A 19,386-nucleotide genomic window follows, 5' to 3' on the forward strand; every position below is an offset into this window, starting at 1 on the left:
TTGACTCGTCAATTTATTTATGTTATCTTTTACTTTATAAAACCTTTTGCTGAGTCCAAATTTTGGAGCGGGGGAACCATTTTTGTAGCTATGCTACTTGGGGCGAATCTTTTTTAAGTAGGGAAACTCTCACTTCCCGAGTCCGACAGCTAACCTCGTAAGCGTAATGGGAGAGGAAGGTGCTTTTTGCCTATGTTACACATTTTGCCTCCTTAATTATAAATATGGGATCGATATCAAATAGTCACCTATATTTATAGAAAAGGAGAATGTATTATGTTACGTTTATCTGATCACGCAATAAAAATGATGGAGCAAAGACTACGAATTGAAAAACAACGCACATATCAAGCAAATAAAGTTGTAGATAACTTACATCACAAATACTTCTTTCAGCATATTTTTCAACCGAAAAGATAAAGAAAATGTTTATTTAATATTAAAAAACACAAGGTGTGTCTTACAAAGACATTCCTTGTGTTTTTTATATTCTTTATAAAATTCTCACTACATTTAAACTTGCTGTAATCGCACCTGCTATAGTAGTCACATGCCCTACACCTAACGGGCCATTTTGTAATATTAATGTTGAATTGGCACTCGTCACATTCACAAGAAGTGTATTTGAAATGGCTGGTTCGATTACTACAGTTGATGTCGTTACGTTTTGTATAAAACTCCCTGTTAGTTGCGTTCCATTTAATAGTAATCTAACAGATACTGTCTCATTCCCACCATTTGCATCTCCTTGGAAATAGTAGCTTACTAAATATATTCCTGGCGTCGCTACTGTGACTGTCGTAGCACTAGTTAAAGATACACCAGTTCCATATACAGTGGATCCAGAATTAATTGGAATGTTAGTATTTGCTGCAATTGTACTTGTTGATGTAGAGAAGAAATAGCCACCACCTGTAGATATAGCAGATGATCCTGTTGCTCCAGTTAAACCTGTTGGACCCGTGGCACCTGTTGGGCCTGTTACTCCCGTTCCCCCTGTTGCTCCAGTTATTCCTTGTATGCCTTGGATTCCGGTTGGTCCAGTTGCACCAGTCACTCCCGTCTGGCCGGTTGCTCCCGCCTGCCCTGTTATTCCTTGTGGACCTTGGATTCCTTGTGGACCTTGAGGACCCGTTGCTCCCGTCTGGCCGGTTGCTCCAGTTGGACCTGTTGCTCCTTGTGGTCCTTGGATTCCTTGTGGACCTTGAGGACCCGTTGCTCCCGCCTCGCCGGTTGCCCCTGTTGGGCCGGTTACTCCTTGTGGACCTTGGATTCCTTGTGGACCTTGGGGACCCGTTGCTCCCGTCGGACCTGTTACTCCGGTTGGACCGGTTGGGCCCGACTGACCGGTTATTCCTTGTAGACCTTGAGGGCCGGTTGGACCAGTTGGGCCTTGGGAACCTTGCACGCCTTGTATCCCCTGTATTCCTTGGGGACCGGTTGGACCAATTGGACCTTGTATTCCCTGTATTCCTTGAGGACCCGTTGCCCCCGCCTGGCCGGTTGGGCCTTGTGGACCTTGCACACCTTGTATTCCTTGAGGACCGGTTGGGCCTATACTTCCTTGTGGTCCCTGAATACCTTGTATTCCTTGAGGACCAGTTGGACCTGTTATGCCACTCGGACCTTGTACGCCTTGCACTCCTTGAGGACCGGTTGGACCACTCGGACCTTGGATTCCTTGTAGCCCCTGTAAACCAGTTGGACCGGTCGCTCCCCTTACTCCTTGCTCACCTTGTATGCCTTGTATCCCTTGAGGGCCGGTTGGACCGATTGGTCCCTGTGCCCCTTGCACTCCTTGTGGACCAGTCGGACCGGTTGGGCCGATTGGGCCTTGGATTCCTTGTAGACCTTGCGGACCTGTCGGGCCGGTTACTCCTTGTATCCCTTGTGGACCTTGAATGCCTTGATCACCCGTTGGACCGGTTACCCCCATCGGTCCCTGTACTCCTTGCAAACCTGTTAAACCGGTTGCACCTGTCGGTCCCTGTATTCCTTGCACTCCTTGAATTCCAGTCGTTCCTGTTGCTCCGGTCGCCCCGGTTGCTCCGGTTGCTCCAGTTGGACCGGTTGGACCCCCCGGTAATCCTGCTGGACCCGTTGGACCGGTTGGACCTCCTGGCGGACCTGTTGGGCCCGTTGCTCCGGTTGGACCCGTTGCAGATCCAGTTGGTCCAGTTACCCCTGTTGGACCGGTCGAGCCGGTCGGACCCGGATCCCCTTGCAAGCCAGTTGCACCTATTGGCCCTATTACACCTTGCACTCCTTGAATTCCTTGAGAGCCTGTTGGTCCAGTTACCCCCATCTCACCTTGTGGACCTTGTAAACCTTGAACACCAGTTGCGCCTGTTGGTCCCATTGGTCCTTGTTCTCCTTGTATTCCTTGTGAACCTGTTGGACCGGTCGGACCCATCGGACCTTGAATACCTTGTATACCTGTTACACCTTGTAAACCACTACCTCCTAAATTACCTTGCACACCTTGTATACCAGTATTTCCAGTTTGTCCAGTCGGACCAATTTCCCCTTGCACTCCTTGTATTCCTTGTATTCCTGTTGGGCCTGTTGGACCGATTTCTCCTTGCATTCCTTGTATGCCTTGTATTCCTGTTGGACCGGTCGGACCGATTGGGCCAGGAATTCCTTGTACCCCTTGAATACCAGTTGGACCAGTCGGACCTCTTTCTCCTTGTATTCCTTGAACACCTTGTATTCCCTGTGGGCCTCGTTCTCCCATAGGTCCTTGATTACCTTGAGAACCTTGTGGTCCAGTTAAACCAGTTGGGCCTGTTGGACCATTTTCTCCTTGCACCCCTTGCACTCCTTGTATTCCTTGTGGGCCGGTTGGACCGATTGGACCTTGTACGCCTTGTATTCCTTGCGGTCCAGTTGGTCCACCTAAAGCACCAGTTGGACCGGTTGGACCAGTGGGCCCCGTAATACCTGGCGGTGGAAAAGGAATAGGTGCTTGAAACTTACTACACTTATCTTGATTCTTCACAAGCATCTCCCCCGTTATAACTAACGTATCAAACTATTTTTAATACATTTAAACTAGCTGTTATCACACCAGATAATGTCGTTACATGCCCGATAGCTAACGGACCATTTTGTAAAGACAAAGTTGCATTTGAAGAAGTAACTTCAATGACCATCGTATTCGAAACTGCTGGTTCTAATATAAAAGTACCTCCTGTAACATAAAAAATAAAACTCCCTGCGACTTGTGTTCCATTTAAAGTAAGCCTCACTGAAATTGTTTCATTTCCGGCAGTTGGATCACCTTGAAAATAATAGCTGACTAAATATATTCCCGGCGTACTTAACGTTACAGTTGTTGCATTTGTTAAACTGACACCAGAACCAAAAGTGGTAGCTCCTGAATTAATTGGTATTAACGCATTCGCTGCAATTGTACTCGTTGAAGTAGAAAAGAAATAACCTCCCCCGCTAGGTAAGCCAGTCGCTCCTGTCGCTCCCGCTATTCCCAAGAAACCTATTGAACCTGCACTACCAGTTGCTCCTGTCGGTCCCACCACGCCACTTGGGCCCTGACTACCTTGTGCTCCAACTGGGCCTATACTACCACTAGCACCTGTCACCCCACTTGCTCCAATTGGGCCTTGCAACCCTTGAACTCCTTGTATACCTTGTATTCCTTGCGGACCCGTTGCACCTGTATTGCCTGTCGTTCCCGTTATTCCTTGTATTCCCGTAATCCCTTGAACACCTTGCACACCTTGTAGTCCAGTTGCCCCAGTTGCTCCTGTGGCTCCAGTTTCACCCGTTGCACCTGTAATTCCAACATTTCCTTGTGGGCCTTGTGGGCCTTGACTACCTTGCGCCCCTTGGACTCCTTGTGGGCCTGTTATACCGACTTCCCCTGTATTTCCTTGGGGACCTCTAATTCCTTGTGCACCTGTTGGACCGATAATTCCTTGCACACCTTGTATTCCTTGCACTCCTTGCGCTCCTGTTGGACCCGTTATTCCTTGGAATCCTTGAGGACCTTGCAAACCAATAGCTCCAGTCGGTCCTATTATTCCTTGCACTCCTTGAGGACCTTGGGCACCTTGTTTACCTGTCAATCCGGTAGTCCCTTGTATCCCTTGAACACCTTGAGGACCTTGTGTTCCAGCTGCTCCTGTTTCCCCTTGAATTCCTTGAACTCCTTGTATACCTTGTGCTCCAGCAGGACCAGTTGCTCCTCGGATTCCTTGTGTTCCTTGAGCTCCTTCTGCTCCTGTAACACCAGCTGGACCAGCTATCCCTTGTATTCCCACCATTCCTTGTGCACCAGTTGGACCTATTACACCTTGAATACCTTGAATACCTTTAGGACCTTCCGCACCAGTTGGACCAGTTACTCCCAGCGGACCTTGTATTCCTTGAGAACCTTCTGCACCAGTTGGACCTGTTATACCTTGGTTACCTTGAGGACCTTGTGCCCCTTGTACTCCAACTGTTCCATCTACACCTTGGGAACCTTGGGCTCCCCTTACACCTTGATGACCTATTGGACCTGTTATACCTTGCACTCCTTGCGCTCCAATTGGTCCTATCCCTCCGCTTACACCTGTTGAACCGGTCGCACCCGTTGGACCTGTTGGACCTCCTGGTGGACCGGGTGGGCCAGCTGGTCCAGTCACCCCACTAGAAGGGCCAATTGGACCAGTTGTTCCCGTCGGACCGCCCGGTGGTCCTTCTGAGCCTTGAGCACCAATACTCCCCGTCGCTCCTGTTATACCTCTTATTCCCTTTATCCCTTGAAAACCTGTTGCTCCCGTTATACCTTGTATTCCTTGCACACCTTGTGGTCCTTGTAAACCTATTACACCTGTTATCCCCTTTATTCCACTTATACCTTGGGCACCTTGCATTCCAGTAGAACCAGTTGGACCCACTTCACCTTGTATTCCTTGAGCTCCTTGTGGGCCTTCTTCTCCAGTAATTCCTTGTATACCTTGGAAGCCGTCTTCTCCTTGTATACCAATAGCCCCTTGCTCTCCTTGTATTCCTTGAACACCTTGAGAGCCTTGTGGACCAGTTACACCCGCGACTCCAGTTATGCCTCTCTCTCCCTGCATTCCTTGTGCACCCGTTTCTCCTCGCTCACCTATTTCTCCTTGTATTCCTTGGGCGCCCTGTATACCTTGACTACCAGCAGGGCCTGTAATTCCTTGTATTCCTTGCATACCTTGTAATCCAATATCGCCAACAGGACCTTGCTCTCCAATTAATCCTTGAGGACCTTGTAAGCCGACCGGACCAGTAATTCCTTGCTCTCCAGTATCACCAACGGGACCTTGTATCCCTTGTGCTCCTGTTGTCCCTCGGGGACCTTGTATCCCCCTGATACCTTGAGGACCTTGGGGCCCAGTTGCTCCCGTCGGTCCAGTCACCCCTGTAGGACCAACAGGACCTTCATGCCCTCCAGTTGGACCGATTGGACCACTATTACCTGTCGGACCCGTTGCTCCTATAAGCGGAAGAGGCAGTGCCACTCCAAATTTTTTGCACTTTCTATGATGACGCACAACAATCCCCCTTCCCCAAAATAATTACACCTTTTATATGAAATGCATTTTTATAAGAAAAGTACACCTTTGACCTCATTTTTTTAAAATAAAGAAGCCTATCATTTCATCTATTTGAAATGATAGGCTTCTTTTTATAAAACAATTTACTTCCTCGCCTTAATAATAAAAGTAGTTGGCACCATTCTAGCTTTATATAAAGAATAATATTTCGTAGACGGCTCAGCTAGTTCTCCATCAAGCGAGCTCGATGGTTCAGGCTCTTCTATTCTCTCAATTTTAAATCCCGATCTATTTAACTCATTTATGTATGTACTTATTTTTCTCTTATATAATGTCGCTTGTACATTTTCTCCTTTAAATGTTTCAAACGTAATGGGCGTTTCCTCATGATAAGAAGACTTTATAGCAACTTCTTCCGTACCATACTGTAAGTTTGAATATACTGGGTGCTCCCAACTAAAAATAAAACTTCCCCCTGGCTTTACATATGAATAAATCAGTTCCAACGTTTTTCTTAAATCTGAAGTCCAACCTAATGCATAAATGGAATATACAATATCAAAATACCCTTTCGGAATATCTCCTTCTTCTTCCATTGCTCCGCATACTAACTTTGGATTCCAATCCTTTAACGTCTTATTCGCTATTGCAATTTGTGCACTTGAAAGATCAAGTCCCCACAATTCCTTTGCCCCTTGTTCCGCCATATACTGCAACGAATGTCCACTTCCACACCCAATATCAAGTACCTTTTTATCTTTAATTGAATCGAACAAATGGATCTCATCTTCAGATGCCGTATACGGTCCGTATTTCGGTAAACAATCCACTTGAAAGAAATAAGGTGCAACTGTATCCCAACACTTTTTATTTGTAGCTAGCATTTGTGTGCCTTTCATATTATTCATTCCCCCCATCCATTTTTCTTTCTCTAATATTAATTACATATCATAACCAGATCGCCCTTTTCTCTTCGCCCGGTAGTTTTTCACTTTTGCAATCGTACCGCATGCTCTTCCTCCTTCTTCTCCAGCATACATACCGCACCATCTTTTACTTCCATTTCGCGAATAATCATAAAATACCCAGCGACAATCTGGACATGCTTTTAACCTTCCCCACACATTTTCTTGAATTGACATTAACACAATGCTTAACATTTTTGTATACACATTCTCTTCATATACTGGTTCATATGTAATACCTTTCATATCATCCTTTATATGTACATGAAATGGGTATTTCTCTAACCATTTTTGCAATGATCCTTCGCCTTCAATTGTCATCCGAATATCTTCTCGAAAACCTCTTAATTCCTCTATCGTATGAAATGGAAACTCTTCATCAAAATATTCTTTCATAAAGAGCTTTATATCTTCTTTTGTTTGCAGCAAATCAATTGGCTCTCTCGTATCGTTTGGTATTCTCCATGTATTTAAAAATTCCCGAATATATTCTAGTTCATTTGGAGCGTTTTGATTCAATTCGATCCACCTTCTTCTTAAAATTTACTTTTTTCTGACTTTTTGTATAATTATAGTATAAAATAGTTAACCATCAAATAATTTTACTGGTTACATAATTAGGGGGATTTCTATGAAAAGTTTCTCAACACCGATACGTTTCATGCTTATTTCTTCATTTTTTATGTCTTTTGGATATTTTGCAGTATACGCATTTTTAGCTATTTATCTATTAACCTTTCTTCATTTTTCTGCTGTCCAAGTAGGAACAGTGTTGACGGTTATGACAATTACATCACGAGTTATCCCATTATTCTCAGGGTTAATTGCTGACAAAATAGGCTATATCATTATGATGATAGCTGGTTTATTTTTGAGAGGAATCGGATTTATCGCTTTAGGAATATGCTCTGATTTCTATACAATTTCTATTTCTTCTGCACTTATTGGCTTCGGAACTGCATTTTACGAACCTGCCGCTCGCGCTATATTTGGCTCACAGCCAGCTCATTTGAGAAAAAATTTATTTACATATTTAAACCTTAGCTTTAATTGCGGTGCAATAATCGGACCAATTGCAGGAGGGTTCTTACTCTTACTCGATCCACTCTACGCTTTCTCTCTAACAGGATCTCTTATGCTGTTATTTGCTTTTATCTTTTACTTACTTAAAAATCACTTCCAAGTCACTACTGAAAACACGTCTATTACATTAGGAATACAGGCCATCTTACAAAACAAGTCTTTCCTTCTGTTTTCCTTTATCATGATTTTCTTCTATATTATGTTTACTCAGCTTACTGTCGCACTTCCACTTCATATGAAAAACATTAGTAATAGCAATCAACTTGCTACACTCGTTATTACGATAAATGCGATAACAGGCGTCATATTTATGGTATTATTCCGAAAATTATTCCACAAATACAACACACTTTCGATTATTAAATACGGTGTTTTATTAATGAGTATTTCCTTTTTACTCATTCCTTTATTTCAACACCCATATTGGCTCTTTATTTGTGTAATTTTATTTACAATCGGTGAAACACTCGTATTACCTAACGCTGATATCGCTATTGCAAATTACAGTAATGAATCATATACAGCCACTTTCTTCGGATTTTATCAACTATCACTCGCATTTGGTTTTATCATTGGTAATTATACCGGTACATCTTTTACATCCAACTTAAGCGGAATGTATACACCATGGCTTATTTTTGGCGGAATAGGACTTATTGGTTTTATTTCACTACATATTTTGAATATAAAAAAAGTGGCCTCTAAAGAGGATATACACCTATGTAATACAAGCGACCTATAACGAAAAAGATTCGACCATCATATGTGACAGTCGAATCTTTTTATTGTTCATATTCAAGATGATTATGCCTTTTACAACCAAACAAATAGCACCCACCTATAAAATCCGTTTCAAATTCTAACCCTGGAACGTATCCAGATTTGATACGTTCTACCATTGTTTTATAACAATTATTCTCTTCTGTATATTCCTCAATTAACTCTTTCTTATCATTTTCTGTCCAGTTTTCTTCTACTTCTTCATTCTGAACATCTTCTATTTCTGCTGTTTTCGCTTCGATAGATTCCCGTATAACTTCATTTATACGGGAGAAATTATTCGTTTTATATAGAGCATACACAAATCTACCAATCCAATTAGGACTTTTCCAGCATTCTTTATATCCCTTTTCGAACCATTCAATTGCTTCTTTATAGCAATTCAACTCAACATATAAATCTGCTACATTAATTTCCCCTAAAAAATTATCAGATTCCCTGTTAAAAGTATCTAACTTCTCTTTTGCTTCTGTCGTTCGTTCTAAATCAATTAAACATTTTACATAGCTATACATGATATAGTCCGAATCCCCTGCAACTCGCAAGAAAAAGTCTGAAGCTTTTTCCAGCTCTCCAAGGTTATAATGCGCTACAGCTACATTATGATATGCTTCATCTGATGGTTGAATCGAAATAGACTTTTGTAATGCTTCTTTCGCTTCTGTCCATTTTTCTTGTTTCATGTAAATGTCCCCTAAGATGTTATAAGGAAAGTATGAAGAAGGATTCAACTTAACAACTTCTCTTATTAATTCAAGAGCTTTATCATCATTCTCTTCCTCATAAAAGTACATCCAAGCCAGATTATTGAGAGATTGTACGTCTCTAGATTCATGTACTGCTTGTTGAAACAGTTCCATTGCTTCCTCATATTTATTTTGTTCAAACATTTCAATTGCCTTCTCATTAATGTTCAAATAACTACCTCCGAAGTAAATGAATTCATCTATTCCCTATCATTATTGTAAAATGTAAAAATTATAATTTCTATAAAAAAATTTCTTTCTCTCGTCTACATTTCGATTGAAATAGAAGCTAAAACATACGAATTTACAAAAATCAGTAAATTTTTCATTCTCCCTTAAATTGGATATACATCCTGTTTCATTTTACATATTATGGTACAATTAAGAGGATACTAACTAAACATTTACGCTCCACACTAGTAATCTAGCAATACCAAAATCAAAAATCACATGGAATTGAGGGATGTTATGAAACAGAAATTAGCTGTTCTTCTATTCACTGGAATCATATTATCAGGATGTTCAACTATAGCAGAGAATTCTTTAGAAAGCGGGAAAGGCAGTATGGAATTATTAACACCAACGATTACAGCAAAAGACAATGAATTAGAAATTAAAACTAAAGGCATTGATGAAAATAAAGTAACTTTTATTTATGTTGCTAATAAAAAAGTGTTGGAACAAAAACTAAAAAATGGTGAATCCTACAAACTTAACATTAAAGATATCGAACACGCTCATAGGACGGACTACAAACCAAAAGTTCAACTTTTACAAACGAAAGACGATGATGATGATGGAGAAATAGTAACCTTCAAACAAGTTAGATATACAGTTAAAAACTGATTTTAAAGTTGTTTCATTATAAATGTAACAAAAGAAAATATACTTTTAACAGTAGATAAATGTAGGGGGTGCTAACATGAAAAAACGATGGATTTCTTGGTGGATTGGTAACATATTTTGGATTATCGTTTTTGGAATATGGGCAGCTATTATTTGGCTACGAGATGTTGATGGGGCCGGTGTTACTCAAACACCCGAAATTAAATCAATATCACTTATCGTTTTATTAATCACGTTTATCATACCAGTATTTTTTCAAATTATATGGCTAATCATTAATTTGAGAATGAGTAAAAAAAATAATTATACGATTTAGCTTTTTGAATTAATAGATGAATATTTTTCATAAAAAAAGAGAGGAATCTACATCAAAATAGATTCCTCCCTTTTACATTTGGACTTATACTGCGCTTTTAATGCATCACTATTCCTCTTTTTTACGATGCATGTTCATCTTTCTTCTTCATTAACGCTCTTTTCTTCATCGCCTTCGTTAAATATCCACCTTTAAACGAGCGAATTTCATACGAAGACATAAACGCTTTCGGTGCAATTTCATTAATGATTTCTAAAAGCTCTTTCTCTCTAGAACGCTTTGCGACGATATCTAAGCGATAACGTATAGAATTAATACCTTCGCCTTCAAATACTGTAACGCCAAATCCAGAGTGACGTAATTCGTCTACTAATTCATTACAACGGTCTAGTAAACTAACTTGATACGTAATATAACCAATTGCTAATTTATTCTCTATATAACCGCCTAATAATAGTCCTGTACTAAAGCCAATGACATAGGCAACGATGTTCATCCAATTTGATAAATCTTGAAACACAATACCTAAACTGACAATGTAAATAGCCCCTTCTAACAATCCAACACCAGCAGCGGATCTTGTTTGATTCTTTACAAGCAAAATCGTACGGATTGTTAAAATGGGAACGTAAATAATTTGAAGCACAAAAATAAGTAACGCTTGTAACATTGGTATCCACCTCTTTCAAAAAGTCTTTTGTCATAATAACATACATAACCTTTAGAAATCGATGGGTTTTTTAAAAAATTTTTATTATTTTTCATACTATTGAAAAACACAAAAAAGAAGCGTATTATATTTGTCGTTAATTTGATTACTTGTATATTATCGCTAAACTAAAAAAGGAACCCGATTAGGTCCCTTTCATCATAGCTCTATGTTTTTCGAAGCATGTTCCCTTTGCTTCTCTTCTTCTTTCACTAACTGCATATTTGCATACGCTAAATTTGCAATCATTAAAAAGTGACCACCTAAAATACCTGTACCAAATGCCCACATTTCCATTTCATGCTCAATTTCATACATGATGATAGCTCCTAAAATAGCAGCTGCAAATCGGTTTAAAACTCCTAATCCAGGAGCCTTTTCCTTCATTACGATACTTTTCCCGAGTTTCTCCACTCTGCGAGCTAATAACCAAAGACAATAGGCGCTTACTGCTAATCCAATACCGAACCCTGTCACTTGTTTTCCAAACGGAGTAATCGTCCACATAAGTAGTAAACCACTAAAGATCACATACAATTGTAATCGATATACACGTAAGGCTTCTTGAATCAAAATATCCGCTCCTAAGTTCTCATTTTTTGTACTTTAGAAGAAAAGCAGCAACTTACACAGTTGCTGCTTTCTCTTCTTCTTGTTCTTGTTCCATCTTACGAATTTCAACACGTTTAATTTGGTAAGCGTCTTTTTCTAACACTTTAAATTCATAACCTTCCGCCTCAACGTGTTGTCCTTCTTCGATTTCATGATTTTGCATCATAATCCATCCACCGATTGTATCCACATCATCTTCTTCGATGTGTAATCCAAATAAATCTTTCACTTCTGAGATAAGCACTTTTCCATCAACAATAATATGTTGCTCGTTCACATGTTGAATTGGTGGTGCTTCATCTTCATCATATTCGTCACGTATTTCGCCGACGATTTCCTCCAAGATATCTTCAAGCGTTACAATTCCAGCTGTTCCTCCGTACTCATCATATAAAACAGCCATCGGAATTCGCTTCTTCTGCATTTGAAGTAATAAATCGTGAATTGGAGTCGTTTCCATCACTTCAATAATCGGACGCATATACGAGCGAATAGATGATAAATCTTTTTGATCCTCGGTCATATATCGAATAAAGAAATCTTTTACGTTGACCATACCGATAATATCATCTTTATCTTCTCCAAAAATCGGATAACGTGTGTATCGCTCATTTTGGATCACTTTCATGTGTTCTTCTACTGAATCTTCCAGGTAGAAACCAACGATTTCTGTTCGCGGTACCATAATCTCTTTTGCAATACGATTATCAAATTCAAAAATGTTATTTACATACTTGTATTCAGCTTGATTAATTTCGCCACTTTCATAGCTATCTGAAAGGATAAGACGTAATTCTTCTTCTGTATGAGCTACTTCATGTTCTGAAGCTGGCTTTAAACCGAATAAACCAGTTATCACACGAGCTGAACCGTTCAATACCCAAATAAATGGATACATTACTTTATAGAACATCATTAATGGACCTGCCAATAATAACGTTACCCTTTCAGCCTTTTGAATTGCCATCGTTTTCGGAGCTAATTCCCCTACTACAACGTGTAAATACGTCATAATCATAAAAGCAAGACCAAATGTTAATACTGATGAAATAGAAGGATTTAAGTTCCATTTCTCAAATAACGGGTGTAATAACTTTTCAATTGTCGGTTCACCTAACCAACCTAATCCCATAGCTGTAACTGTAATACCTAATTGACAAGCAGATAAATATTCATCTAAATTTGTTGTTACCTTTTTCGCTGCTAAAGCACCGCGTTTTCCTTCCGCAACAAGCTGATCGATACGGCTTGAACGTATCTTTACAATCGCAAACTCTGCTGCTACGAAAAATCCAGTAAATGCGATTAAAATCGCAACCATGACTAAATTAAATATTTCCAATGAATCCCCTTAGTTAAAAAACTAAGGTGTCCACCTCCTGTATACTATAATGTTTTCTTATTTGTTTGTTAGAAAACATAGCCCGATACAAAAATTAAAGAGGTCGGATTTCACTTATTCTATAATAATAGAGCAAGTGTCTGTATTAAAGCTGTCGTTTGACCAGATAAAGATTTCGATATTTTTTCACGTTGTGAATCAGTCAATCCATCTAAAAGCGGCTTTAACTCAGTAAGCTCCACTTCTAATTGATGAATATGGTCTGTCACTTCATTCACTTGTTTCGAAACGTGTTCATTGATACCGAGCAGCTTCTTCTTCTCCTCGATTTTCTCTTTAATCTCACAAAGCGGCATATGCATTTCTTTGCACTTCTCAATAAATTGTAATGTCTCAAATGCTGTTTCGTCGTAATAGCGATAATTAGATTGAGATCGCTCCGCTTTTAAGATACCTAGATTCGTATAATAATCAATCGTTCGTTTCGACACGTGAGCCATGAGAGCCAACTGTCCGATTCGATACACCTTCCCAACGATCTTCCCCCCTTGTTTATATTACTTACATCATACAACACATAAACTGTACAGTCAAACGTGACGGTTTATTATTCACAATTTATACAAAATTCCAATCTCCTCCTATGATGATTCAATACGAGTAATCTACACTTATACAATAAAATTACTAAACTACTACCTAATCACTACATTGTCTGCCACTTTTAACCTTTCTTATTTAAAAGCATATCCTACTAATAATGATTGCTTGTATAGGAGGGAATTAATATGAAAAAGACAATCATTTCTCATTTTTATAATGAAGAATACCTACTTCCATGGTGGCTTATGCATCACACGAAAATATTCGATCACGGCATTTTAATTAATAGGGGGTCTACAGATCGTTCCGTAGAGATTTGTAAACTATTAGCACCCCACTGGGAAGTACGAAATTCAAGATTTCTTGAGTTTGATCCAACTAATACTGATATTGAAGTGATGGAAATTGAAAGAGAAGTTTCAGGTTGGAAAATCGTTTTAAATACTACTGAATTCTTTTGTTGTAATAATACTGAAGAATTTTTTTCATCTCTTCATACACTAGGCCAAAACATGTATGCGATTAGAATGATTTTAATGATAGATAATCATAATTATAATTATTCAAAGCCTAGATATTCTATCCCCTTAGTAGAACAGCGATACCACGGTGTCTTCCCTTATAACCCAAATCTCGGATGTGCTTGGAGATTTATTCACAATCATCTAGACGGTGCATATTTACCTGGTAGACATCATTCGCGACACGGATATATAATTTATGACTATCCTTCATTTATTTTAAAATTTTATTTTAGCCCTTGGAATGAACAATCAAAGGCAAGAAAATTACAAATTACACCTACCCTTTCAAAAAGGGGTATTCAAATGGGACTTCAAACACATTACGGTCAATCTCCTGAAGTACTGGACATACGTTTTTTAGAGCTTAGTAACCTAACACAAGACCTCCGTCATAACCCTGAATATCAAGAATTATTTCCAAAATTCAAACCGTAATATTTTCTGCATCGTCATCACCTCAAACATTTTCATTCACTTAATCAAAAACAATTTCATTTGCATAAAACATGAATACTGTATAAATAATAAATTTTTATTTTAGGAGGAAAAAATGAAAGCTGTTATTCTTGCTGGTGGGTACGGTACAAGAATTGGGGAAGAAACACATTTAAAACCGAAACCTATGATTGAAATTGGAACAAAACCTATTCTATGGCACATTATGAGTTTGTATAGTCATTACGGGATTACTGAGTTTATTATTTGCTTAGGCTATAAAGGATATGCAATTAAAGAGTTCTTTCTAAATTACAACTTACACATGTCTGATTTCACAATACAGTTAAACGATAATACAATTACTAGCCATTCTCATCGTGTAGAACCATGGAAAGTTACACTAATCGATACTGGTGTAAATACCGAAACGGGTGGCCGAGTGAAAAAGATTCAAAATTATGTCGGAGACGAACCTTTCTGCCTCACTTATGGTGATGGATTAAGTAATGTAAATATAAAAGAACTTATTACATTCCATAAAAAACATGGAAAAATGGCTACTGTTACTGCCGTACAACCTCCTGGTAGATTTGGTTCTCTCATATTAGATAAACAGTCTGTAACATCTTTTCAAGAAAAACCATTAGGTGATGGCGGATGGGTTAACGGTGGATTTTTCGTTTTAAATCCTGAAGTTTTCAATTACATTAGTGGAGATAAGTCTGTTTTTGAAACAGACTCTTTAGTTCAGTTAGTAAACAAAAATGAATTGGCCGCATATCAACATTCTGGTTTTTGGCATCCGATGGATACATTGCGCGATAAAAATAAATTAGTCGAGCTATGGGAAAGTAATAACGCTCCGTGGAAGGTTTGGTAATATGGCTTCATCATCTTTTTGGAATAAGAAAAAAGTATTTATTACGGGACATACTGGATTTAAAGGCTCCTGGCTCACCCTTTTCTTAAGTTCTTTAGGTGCAGAAGTAGTAGGCTTTTCTTCTCATCCCCCATCCATTCCTAACATTTTTGAACAAGGTAACGTAGCAAAAGAGTGCACGACAATGAAAGGCGATATTACAGATTACCATTCTTTATTTCATGCCATGAAGCAGCATAAACCTGACATAATATTTCATTTAGCAGCTCAGCCAATCGTAACCGCTTCATACAAAAACCCTATCGATACATTCAAAACGAATGTTTTAGGTACTGTTCACGTGCTAGAAGCAGCAAAGTCCATCGAAAGCGTACGTGCCATTATTAATGTGACAAGCGATAAATGTTATGAGAATGACGGTAGTGGCGACCGAGCGTTCGTGGAAAATGACCGACTAGGAGGTTTCGACCCTTATAGCGCTAGTAAAGCTTGTGCTGAATTAGTTACAACATCTTATCACCAATCTTTTTTTCACACGAATACTACTTCGCTTGCTTCTGTAAGAGCAGGTAACGTTATTGGTGGTGGTGATTGGGCAGAAGATCGATTATTCCCTGATATCATTCGGGCATATTTGCACAATCATACTTTGTGTATTCGAAACAAATATGCCATCCGTCCGTGGCAACATGTTTTAGATCCTCTACATGGCTATATCCTTTTAGCTGAAAAACTTTGGAATGATGCTAAATATGCAGAAGCATGGAATTTCGGACCGATTAATGAATCTAGCAGAACCGTTCATGATGTCATTGAATCTGTAATAAAATTATGGAATAACCCACTAACAATCATTTCCTCCTCTACAAATACTCCTTATGAATCACCTGTTTTAACACTCGATAGTACAAAAGCAGTAAACAAACTCGGCTGGACTCCTAAGTTATCAACAGATGATGCTGTCGCTTGGACTGTTGATTGGTACAAAAAATATGCATCTGGTGAAAAGATAGAATCTTTCACACGACAACAAATCGATGCATTCAAAAATTTATAAGGGGGCTATAAAATGGAACAGAAAAAATGCCGTTTTTGCCACTCATTACTAACCAACACTTTTTTAGATTTGGGCGTTTCCCCTCTTGCTAATTCATTTGTAGCTCCTGAAAGCTCATATAAAATGGAACCTTTTTATCCGCTGCACACATTTGTTTGTAACTCTTGTTTACTCGTACAGCTAGATGAATTTGAATCTCCACAAAATATTTTTCATAACTATTTATACTTCAGCTCTTACTCCTCAAGTTGGCTACTACACGCTAAACAATATGTAGAAATGGCGATTAAGCGTTTCAACTTAACGAAACATTCAAAAGTGATTGAAATCGCAAGTAACGATGGGTACTTATTACAATACTTTAAAAAAGAAAATATCGAGACATTGGGAATTGAACCCGCGAAAAACGTAGCAGAAATTGCTATCAAAAAAGGAATTCCTACTCATGTGAATTTTTTCAGTAATGACTTAGCAAAAAAATTGCCACAAGCTGATTTAATCGTCGCAAATAACGTATTAGCACACGTTCCAAACTTGCATGATTTTGTTGCCGGTTTAAAAACGTTATTAAAACAAGATGGCACGATAACAATTGAATTCCCACACTTATTAAACCTCATATCCTTTAAACAGTTCGATACTATCTACCATGAGCACTTTTCCTACTTCTCACTTATAAGCCTTCAAAAAGTTTTAAGTTATCATCATTTACAAATTGTTGATGTAGAAGAACTTTCAACGCATGGTGGTTCCTTACGGATTTTTGTAAACCATCTAAGTGCCCAATCAACTATCCATTCCAATGTTACAAAATTAATTCAAAAAGAAGTCGACCACGGGTTAGGTACTTTAGATTGCTATCTCCTTTTTTCTAAACGCATCGAACAATTGAAAATAAATATTTTAAAGTTTTTTATTGAAGCGAAAGCTTTAAACAAACAAATTATCGGTTACGGTGCTCCCGCTAAAGGAAACACCCTTTTGAATTATTGCGGGATAGGTAAAGAATTTCTAGCTTATACAGTAGATAAAAATCCTCACAAACAAAATCTCCTTTTACCAGGAACTCGTATTCCAATAAAATCTCCAGCAGAAATTAAACGTACAAAACCAGATTACATTCTTATACTTCCTTGGAATTTGAAAGACGAAATTATGAAAGAATGCTCTTTCATTCGTGAATGGGGCGGTAAATTTTTAGTGACGGTTCCAGAAATTGAGGTGATCGAGCCATGAAGAAAGTTGTTGTAACAGGTGGTAGTGGCTGGATAGGTAAATATGTTGTACATTCACTTATACAAAAGGGATATGAAGTGCACGCCACCTATAATAAAAATAACCCCTCTCACCTCCCTTGCCATTGGCATAAAGTAAACTTGCTTCGCGATGACGAAGTAAAACAATTCATTTACGACGTTCAGCCTAGCCATCTCATTCACCTTGCTTGGGAAGCAGTGCCACCAGCATGCTATGTATCTATTAATAATTACTATTGGCTAAAGTCTAGTATTTCATTGATTCAACACTTTACAACATGCGGTGGAAAGCGTGTTGTCGTTGCAGGTACTGGCGCAGAGTACGAATGGTTTAACGGCGTATTATTTGAAGATTCACCGCTCCTTTCCTATAAAACCCCGTATTCTTTATGTAAAAATGCACTGCACTCTTGGCTAGAAACGTATGCACAACAAACAGGCCTCAGCATGTGTTGGGGCCGCATTTTTCATATGTATGGACCTCACGAACAAGGTAATCGGCTCGTTTCTAACATTATCACTTCCTTATTAAAAAACGAGGAAGCACTATGTACACATGGAAAACAATCGAGAGATTTCCTCCATGTGAGTGACGTCGCTGACGCTCTCGTAACAATATTAGAACACAGCGTTACAGGCACCATCAATATCGCTTCTGGTCAATCTGTACAAATTAAAGAGTTAGCTTCTATCATTGCTAAAAAGATAGGAAAAGAAGATTTAATTAAACTAGGTGCAATCCCTTTCTCTAAAGATGAACCTTTATTTGTCGGGGTTAATGTAGAACGTTTAAAAACTGAAGTAAACTGGAAACCAACATACGATCTAAATACAGGAATTGAAGAAACAATTTTATGGTGGAAATCATTTATACAAAAACATAACGATATGCATCATTAAAACGTAAATCCTTCGTTCCTCTCGCTAATTCCTTATACCATCCTTCTAATCTTTCCGGCGTAACAATATGATGCGTCCCCATTCCCCCATGCTTACTAGCTTCAGAAAGAGTCGGACCAATTTGTAACTTTCTCTTTCTCATCGCATCGTTCCACGGACTAAACCCAAACCATAATATACAGGCAAGAGGTGGATAAATCATCGATTCATGCGCAGATAAATGTCTTCCAACCGTATAACTTCCATGCTCATGATTATGAATAAATCTACCTCTTCTCCATAACGGCCAATCTTCTGGTAAATAACCATGAAACCGCTGTTTCATTAAAGGTATTCCAAAGTTAAGGTCCGGATAGTTGTAGTTAGGATCATCAATCATAATAAGCCCGTCCAGCCAATACATCCTCCCCCCCAATTCATTTAGCGATTTCCAAAACTGATTTTTATCTTGCACGCAAAGAAACTCAGTCGTATTTAAAATCATTTTCCATCCTTGTACTTCTTGTTCTATCCTCATCACTTCATGATCTGTCGCATATGCATCAAACTCTGGATTTACAGAATCTCGCACCTCCCAATGCGGTGCGAATTTTTTACAAATCTCAACGGAACGATCTGTTGAACCTTTATTAATTAAAATACCATGATCAAAAAGTTTCGTATGATGCATAAGCCACCATGGCAATAAATACTCTTCATTGTAAAAATGTGAAATAACGGTTGTAGTTATAATAATCTCCTCCTCTTTCTCTATTAATCTACTTTTTATCCTACAACCAATATACTCAT

Annotated in this window: 19 protein-coding genes and 1 riboswitch; of the genes, 9 read left to right on the forward strand and 10 right to left on the reverse strand. The window is 38.9% G+C overall.

Annotated features, from left to right (window positions below; genetic code table 11):
- Positions 1-37 precede the first annotated feature (37 nt).
- A riboswitch (cyclic di-AMP (ydaO/yuaA leader) is annotated at positions 38-180 on the forward strand.
- 96 nt (positions 181-276) lie between these two features.
- Positions 277-420: a hypothetical protein gene (locus AC1Q8L_RS18470; protein WP_000945243.1), complete on the forward strand. Its 144-nt coding sequence runs from the start codon at positions 277-279 to the stop codon at positions 418-420.
- A gap of 73 nt (positions 421-493) precedes the next feature.
- Here AC1Q8L_RS18470 and AC1Q8L_RS18475 read toward each other — a convergent pair whose 3' ends face one another.
- The 4 genes from AC1Q8L_RS18475 to AC1Q8L_RS18490 form a co-directional block, all read right to left on the reverse strand.
- Positions 494-3,007 (reverse strand): BC_3345 family exosporium-associated protein, encoded by a 2,514-nt coding sequence (locus tag AC1Q8L_RS18475; RefSeq protein ID WP_098311818.1) that lies wholly within the window; start codon positions 3,005-3,007, stop codon positions 494-496.
- Positions 3,008-3,029: 22 nt separating this feature from the next.
- Positions 3,030-5,537: a collagen-like protein gene (locus tag AC1Q8L_RS18480; RefSeq protein ID WP_142317976.1), complete on the reverse strand. Its 2,508-nt coding sequence runs from the start codon at positions 5,535-5,537 to the stop codon at positions 3,030-3,032.
- 146 nt (positions 5,538-5,683) lie between these two features.
- Positions 5,684-6,439 (reverse strand): class I SAM-dependent methyltransferase, encoded by a 756-nt coding sequence (locus AC1Q8L_RS18485; protein WP_000679201.1) that lies wholly within the window; start codon positions 6,437-6,439, stop codon positions 5,684-5,686.
- Between the two features lie 42 nt (positions 6,440-6,481).
- Positions 6,482-7,024 carry a CGNR zinc finger domain-containing protein gene (locus tag AC1Q8L_RS18490; RefSeq protein ID WP_001072944.1) on the reverse strand — a complete coding sequence of 181 codons (543 nt, stop codon included), beginning with the start codon at positions 7,022-7,024 and terminating at the stop codon, positions 6,482-6,484.
- A gap of 112 nt (positions 7,025-7,136) precedes the next feature.
- Here AC1Q8L_RS18490 and AC1Q8L_RS18495 point away from each other — a divergent pair, with 112 nt between their 5' ends.
- Positions 7,137-8,330, forward strand: coding sequence for an MDR family MFS transporter (locus AC1Q8L_RS18495; RefSeq protein WP_016512534.1), 1,194 nt, complete (start codon positions 7,137-7,139; stop codon positions 8,328-8,330).
- 40 nt (positions 8,331-8,370) lie between these two features.
- Here AC1Q8L_RS18495 and AC1Q8L_RS18500 read toward each other — a convergent pair whose 3' ends face one another.
- A complete protein-coding gene (locus tag AC1Q8L_RS18500; RefSeq protein ID WP_053563948.1) occupies positions 8,371-9,285 on the reverse strand; it encodes a tetratricopeptide repeat protein in 915 nt (304 codons plus the stop codon).
- Between the two features lie 279 nt (positions 9,286-9,564).
- Between AC1Q8L_RS18500 and AC1Q8L_RS18505 the strand changes: the two genes are divergently transcribed.
- Positions 9,565-9,960, forward strand: a complete 396-nt coding sequence (locus AC1Q8L_RS18505) for a hypothetical protein (RefSeq protein ID WP_002041528.1) — start codon at positions 9,565-9,567, stop codon at positions 9,958-9,960.
- 76 nt (positions 9,961-10,036) lie between these two features.
- Entirely contained in the window at positions 10,037-10,276 is a 240-nt protein-coding gene (locus tag AC1Q8L_RS18510) for a DUF3923 family protein (RefSeq protein WP_000747683.1), read from the forward strand.
- A gap of 121 nt (positions 10,277-10,397) precedes the next feature.
- Here AC1Q8L_RS18510 and AC1Q8L_RS18515 read toward each other — a convergent pair whose 3' ends face one another.
- The 4 genes from AC1Q8L_RS18515 to AC1Q8L_RS18530 form a co-directional block, all read right to left on the reverse strand.
- Positions 10,398-10,946: a DUF2179 domain-containing protein gene (locus AC1Q8L_RS18515; protein ID WP_000938441.1), complete on the reverse strand. Its 549-nt coding sequence runs from the start codon at positions 10,944-10,946 to the stop codon at positions 10,398-10,400.
- Between the two features lie 198 nt (positions 10,947-11,144).
- On the reverse strand, positions 11,145-11,558 hold the full coding sequence (locus tag AC1Q8L_RS18520) for an ATP synthase subunit I (RefSeq protein WP_000613876.1): 414 nt from the start codon (positions 11,556-11,558) through the stop codon (positions 11,145-11,147).
- A gap of 52 nt (positions 11,559-11,610) precedes the next feature.
- Entirely contained in the window at positions 11,611-12,939 is a 1,329-nt protein-coding gene (locus AC1Q8L_RS18525; protein WP_000402258.1) for a hemolysin family protein, read from the reverse strand.
- A gap of 119 nt (positions 12,940-13,058) precedes the next feature.
- Positions 13,059-13,466 (reverse strand): MerR family transcriptional regulator, encoded by a 408-nt coding sequence (locus AC1Q8L_RS18530; protein WP_000285635.1) that lies wholly within the window; start codon positions 13,464-13,466, stop codon positions 13,059-13,061.
- Positions 13,467-13,727: 261 nt separating this feature from the next.
- Here AC1Q8L_RS18530 and AC1Q8L_RS18535 point away from each other — a divergent pair, with 261 nt between their 5' ends.
- From AC1Q8L_RS18535 to AC1Q8L_RS18555, 5 genes are all read left to right on the forward strand, one after another.
- The gene (locus AC1Q8L_RS18535; protein WP_000750972.1) at positions 13,728-14,501 is read left to right on the forward strand and encodes a glycosyltransferase family 2 protein; all 774 of its coding nucleotides are present in this window, start codon (positions 13,728-13,730) and stop codon (positions 14,499-14,501) included.
- Between the two features lie 115 nt (positions 14,502-14,616).
- Positions 14,617-15,384 carry a glucose-1-phosphate cytidylyltransferase gene (gene rfbF / locus AC1Q8L_RS18540; RefSeq protein ID WP_000648806.1) on the forward strand — a complete coding sequence of 256 codons (768 nt, stop codon included), beginning with the start codon at positions 14,617-14,619 and terminating at the stop codon, positions 15,382-15,384.
- 1 nt (position 15,385) lies between these two features.
- The gene (rfbG, locus tag AC1Q8L_RS18545; RefSeq protein WP_098311817.1) at positions 15,386-16,441 is read left to right on the forward strand and encodes a CDP-glucose 4,6-dehydratase; all 1,056 of its coding nucleotides are present in this window, start codon (positions 15,386-15,388) and stop codon (positions 16,439-16,441) included.
- A 12-nt stretch (positions 16,442-16,453) separates the two neighbouring features.
- Positions 16,454-17,677, forward strand: coding sequence for a class I SAM-dependent methyltransferase (locus AC1Q8L_RS18550; RefSeq protein WP_016512529.1), 1,224 nt, complete (start codon positions 16,454-16,456; stop codon positions 17,675-17,677).
- Positions 17,674-18,597 (forward strand): NAD-dependent epimerase/dehydratase family protein, encoded by a 924-nt coding sequence (locus tag AC1Q8L_RS18555; RefSeq protein ID WP_016512528.1) that lies wholly within the window; start codon positions 17,674-17,676, stop codon positions 18,595-18,597. Before AC1Q8L_RS18550 ends, AC1Q8L_RS18555 begins: the two co-directional genes overlap by 4 nt.
- Here the strand turns inward: AC1Q8L_RS18555 and AC1Q8L_RS18560 are convergent.
- Positions 18,566-19,366 (reverse strand): glycosyltransferase family 2 protein, encoded by an 801-nt coding sequence (locus AC1Q8L_RS18560; protein WP_071714590.1) that lies wholly within the window; start codon positions 19,364-19,366, stop codon positions 18,566-18,568. The two genes, AC1Q8L_RS18555 and AC1Q8L_RS18560, sit on opposite strands and share 32 nt — an antisense overlap.
- Between the last annotated feature and the right edge of the window lie 20 nt (positions 19,367-19,386).

The organism is Bacillus sp. GW823-FHT06A11 (assembly GCF_058795355.1).

Bases quoted from the DNA above. Each gene is read 5' to 3' on its own strand.
- AC1Q8L_RS18470 (WP_000945243.1), top strand. From the start codon at position 277: ATGTTACGTTTATCTGATCACGCAATAAAAATGATGGAGCAAAGACTA.
- AC1Q8L_RS18475 (WP_098311818.1), bottom strand. From the start codon at position 3,007: ATGCTTGTGAAGAATCAAGATAAGTGTAGTAAGTTTCAAGCACCTATT.
- AC1Q8L_RS18485 (WP_000679201.1), bottom strand. From the start codon at position 6,439: ATGAAAGGCACACAAATGCTAGCTACAAATAAAAAGTGTTGGGATACA.
- AC1Q8L_RS18495 (WP_016512534.1), top strand. From the start codon at position 7,137: ATGAAAAGTTTCTCAACACCGATACGTTTCATGCTTATTTCTTCATTT.
- AC1Q8L_RS18505 (WP_002041528.1), top strand. From the start codon at position 9,565: ATGGAATTGAGGGATGTTATGAAACAGAAATTAGCTGTTCTTCTATTC.
- AC1Q8L_RS18510 (WP_000747683.1), top strand. From the start codon at position 10,037: ATGAAAAAACGATGGATTTCTTGGTGGATTGGTAACATATTTTGGATT.
- AC1Q8L_RS18515 (WP_000938441.1), bottom strand. From the start codon at position 10,946: ATGTTACAAGCGTTACTTATTTTTGTGCTTCAAATTATTTACGTTCCC.
- AC1Q8L_RS18535 (WP_000750972.1), top strand. From the start codon at position 13,728: ATGAAAAAGACAATCATTTCTCATTTTTATAATGAAGAATACCTACTT.
- rfbF (WP_000648806.1), top strand. From the start codon at position 14,617: ATGAAAGCTGTTATTCTTGCTGGTGGGTACGGTACAAGAATTGGGGAA.
- rfbG (WP_098311817.1), top strand. From the start codon at position 15,386: ATGGCTTCATCATCTTTTTGGAATAAGAAAAAAGTATTTATTACGGGA.
- AC1Q8L_RS18550 (WP_016512529.1), top strand. From the start codon at position 16,454: ATGGAACAGAAAAAATGCCGTTTTTGCCACTCATTACTAACCAACACT.
- AC1Q8L_RS18555 (WP_016512528.1), top strand. From the start codon at position 17,674: ATGAAGAAAGTTGTTGTAACAGGTGGTAGTGGCTGGATAGGTAAATAT.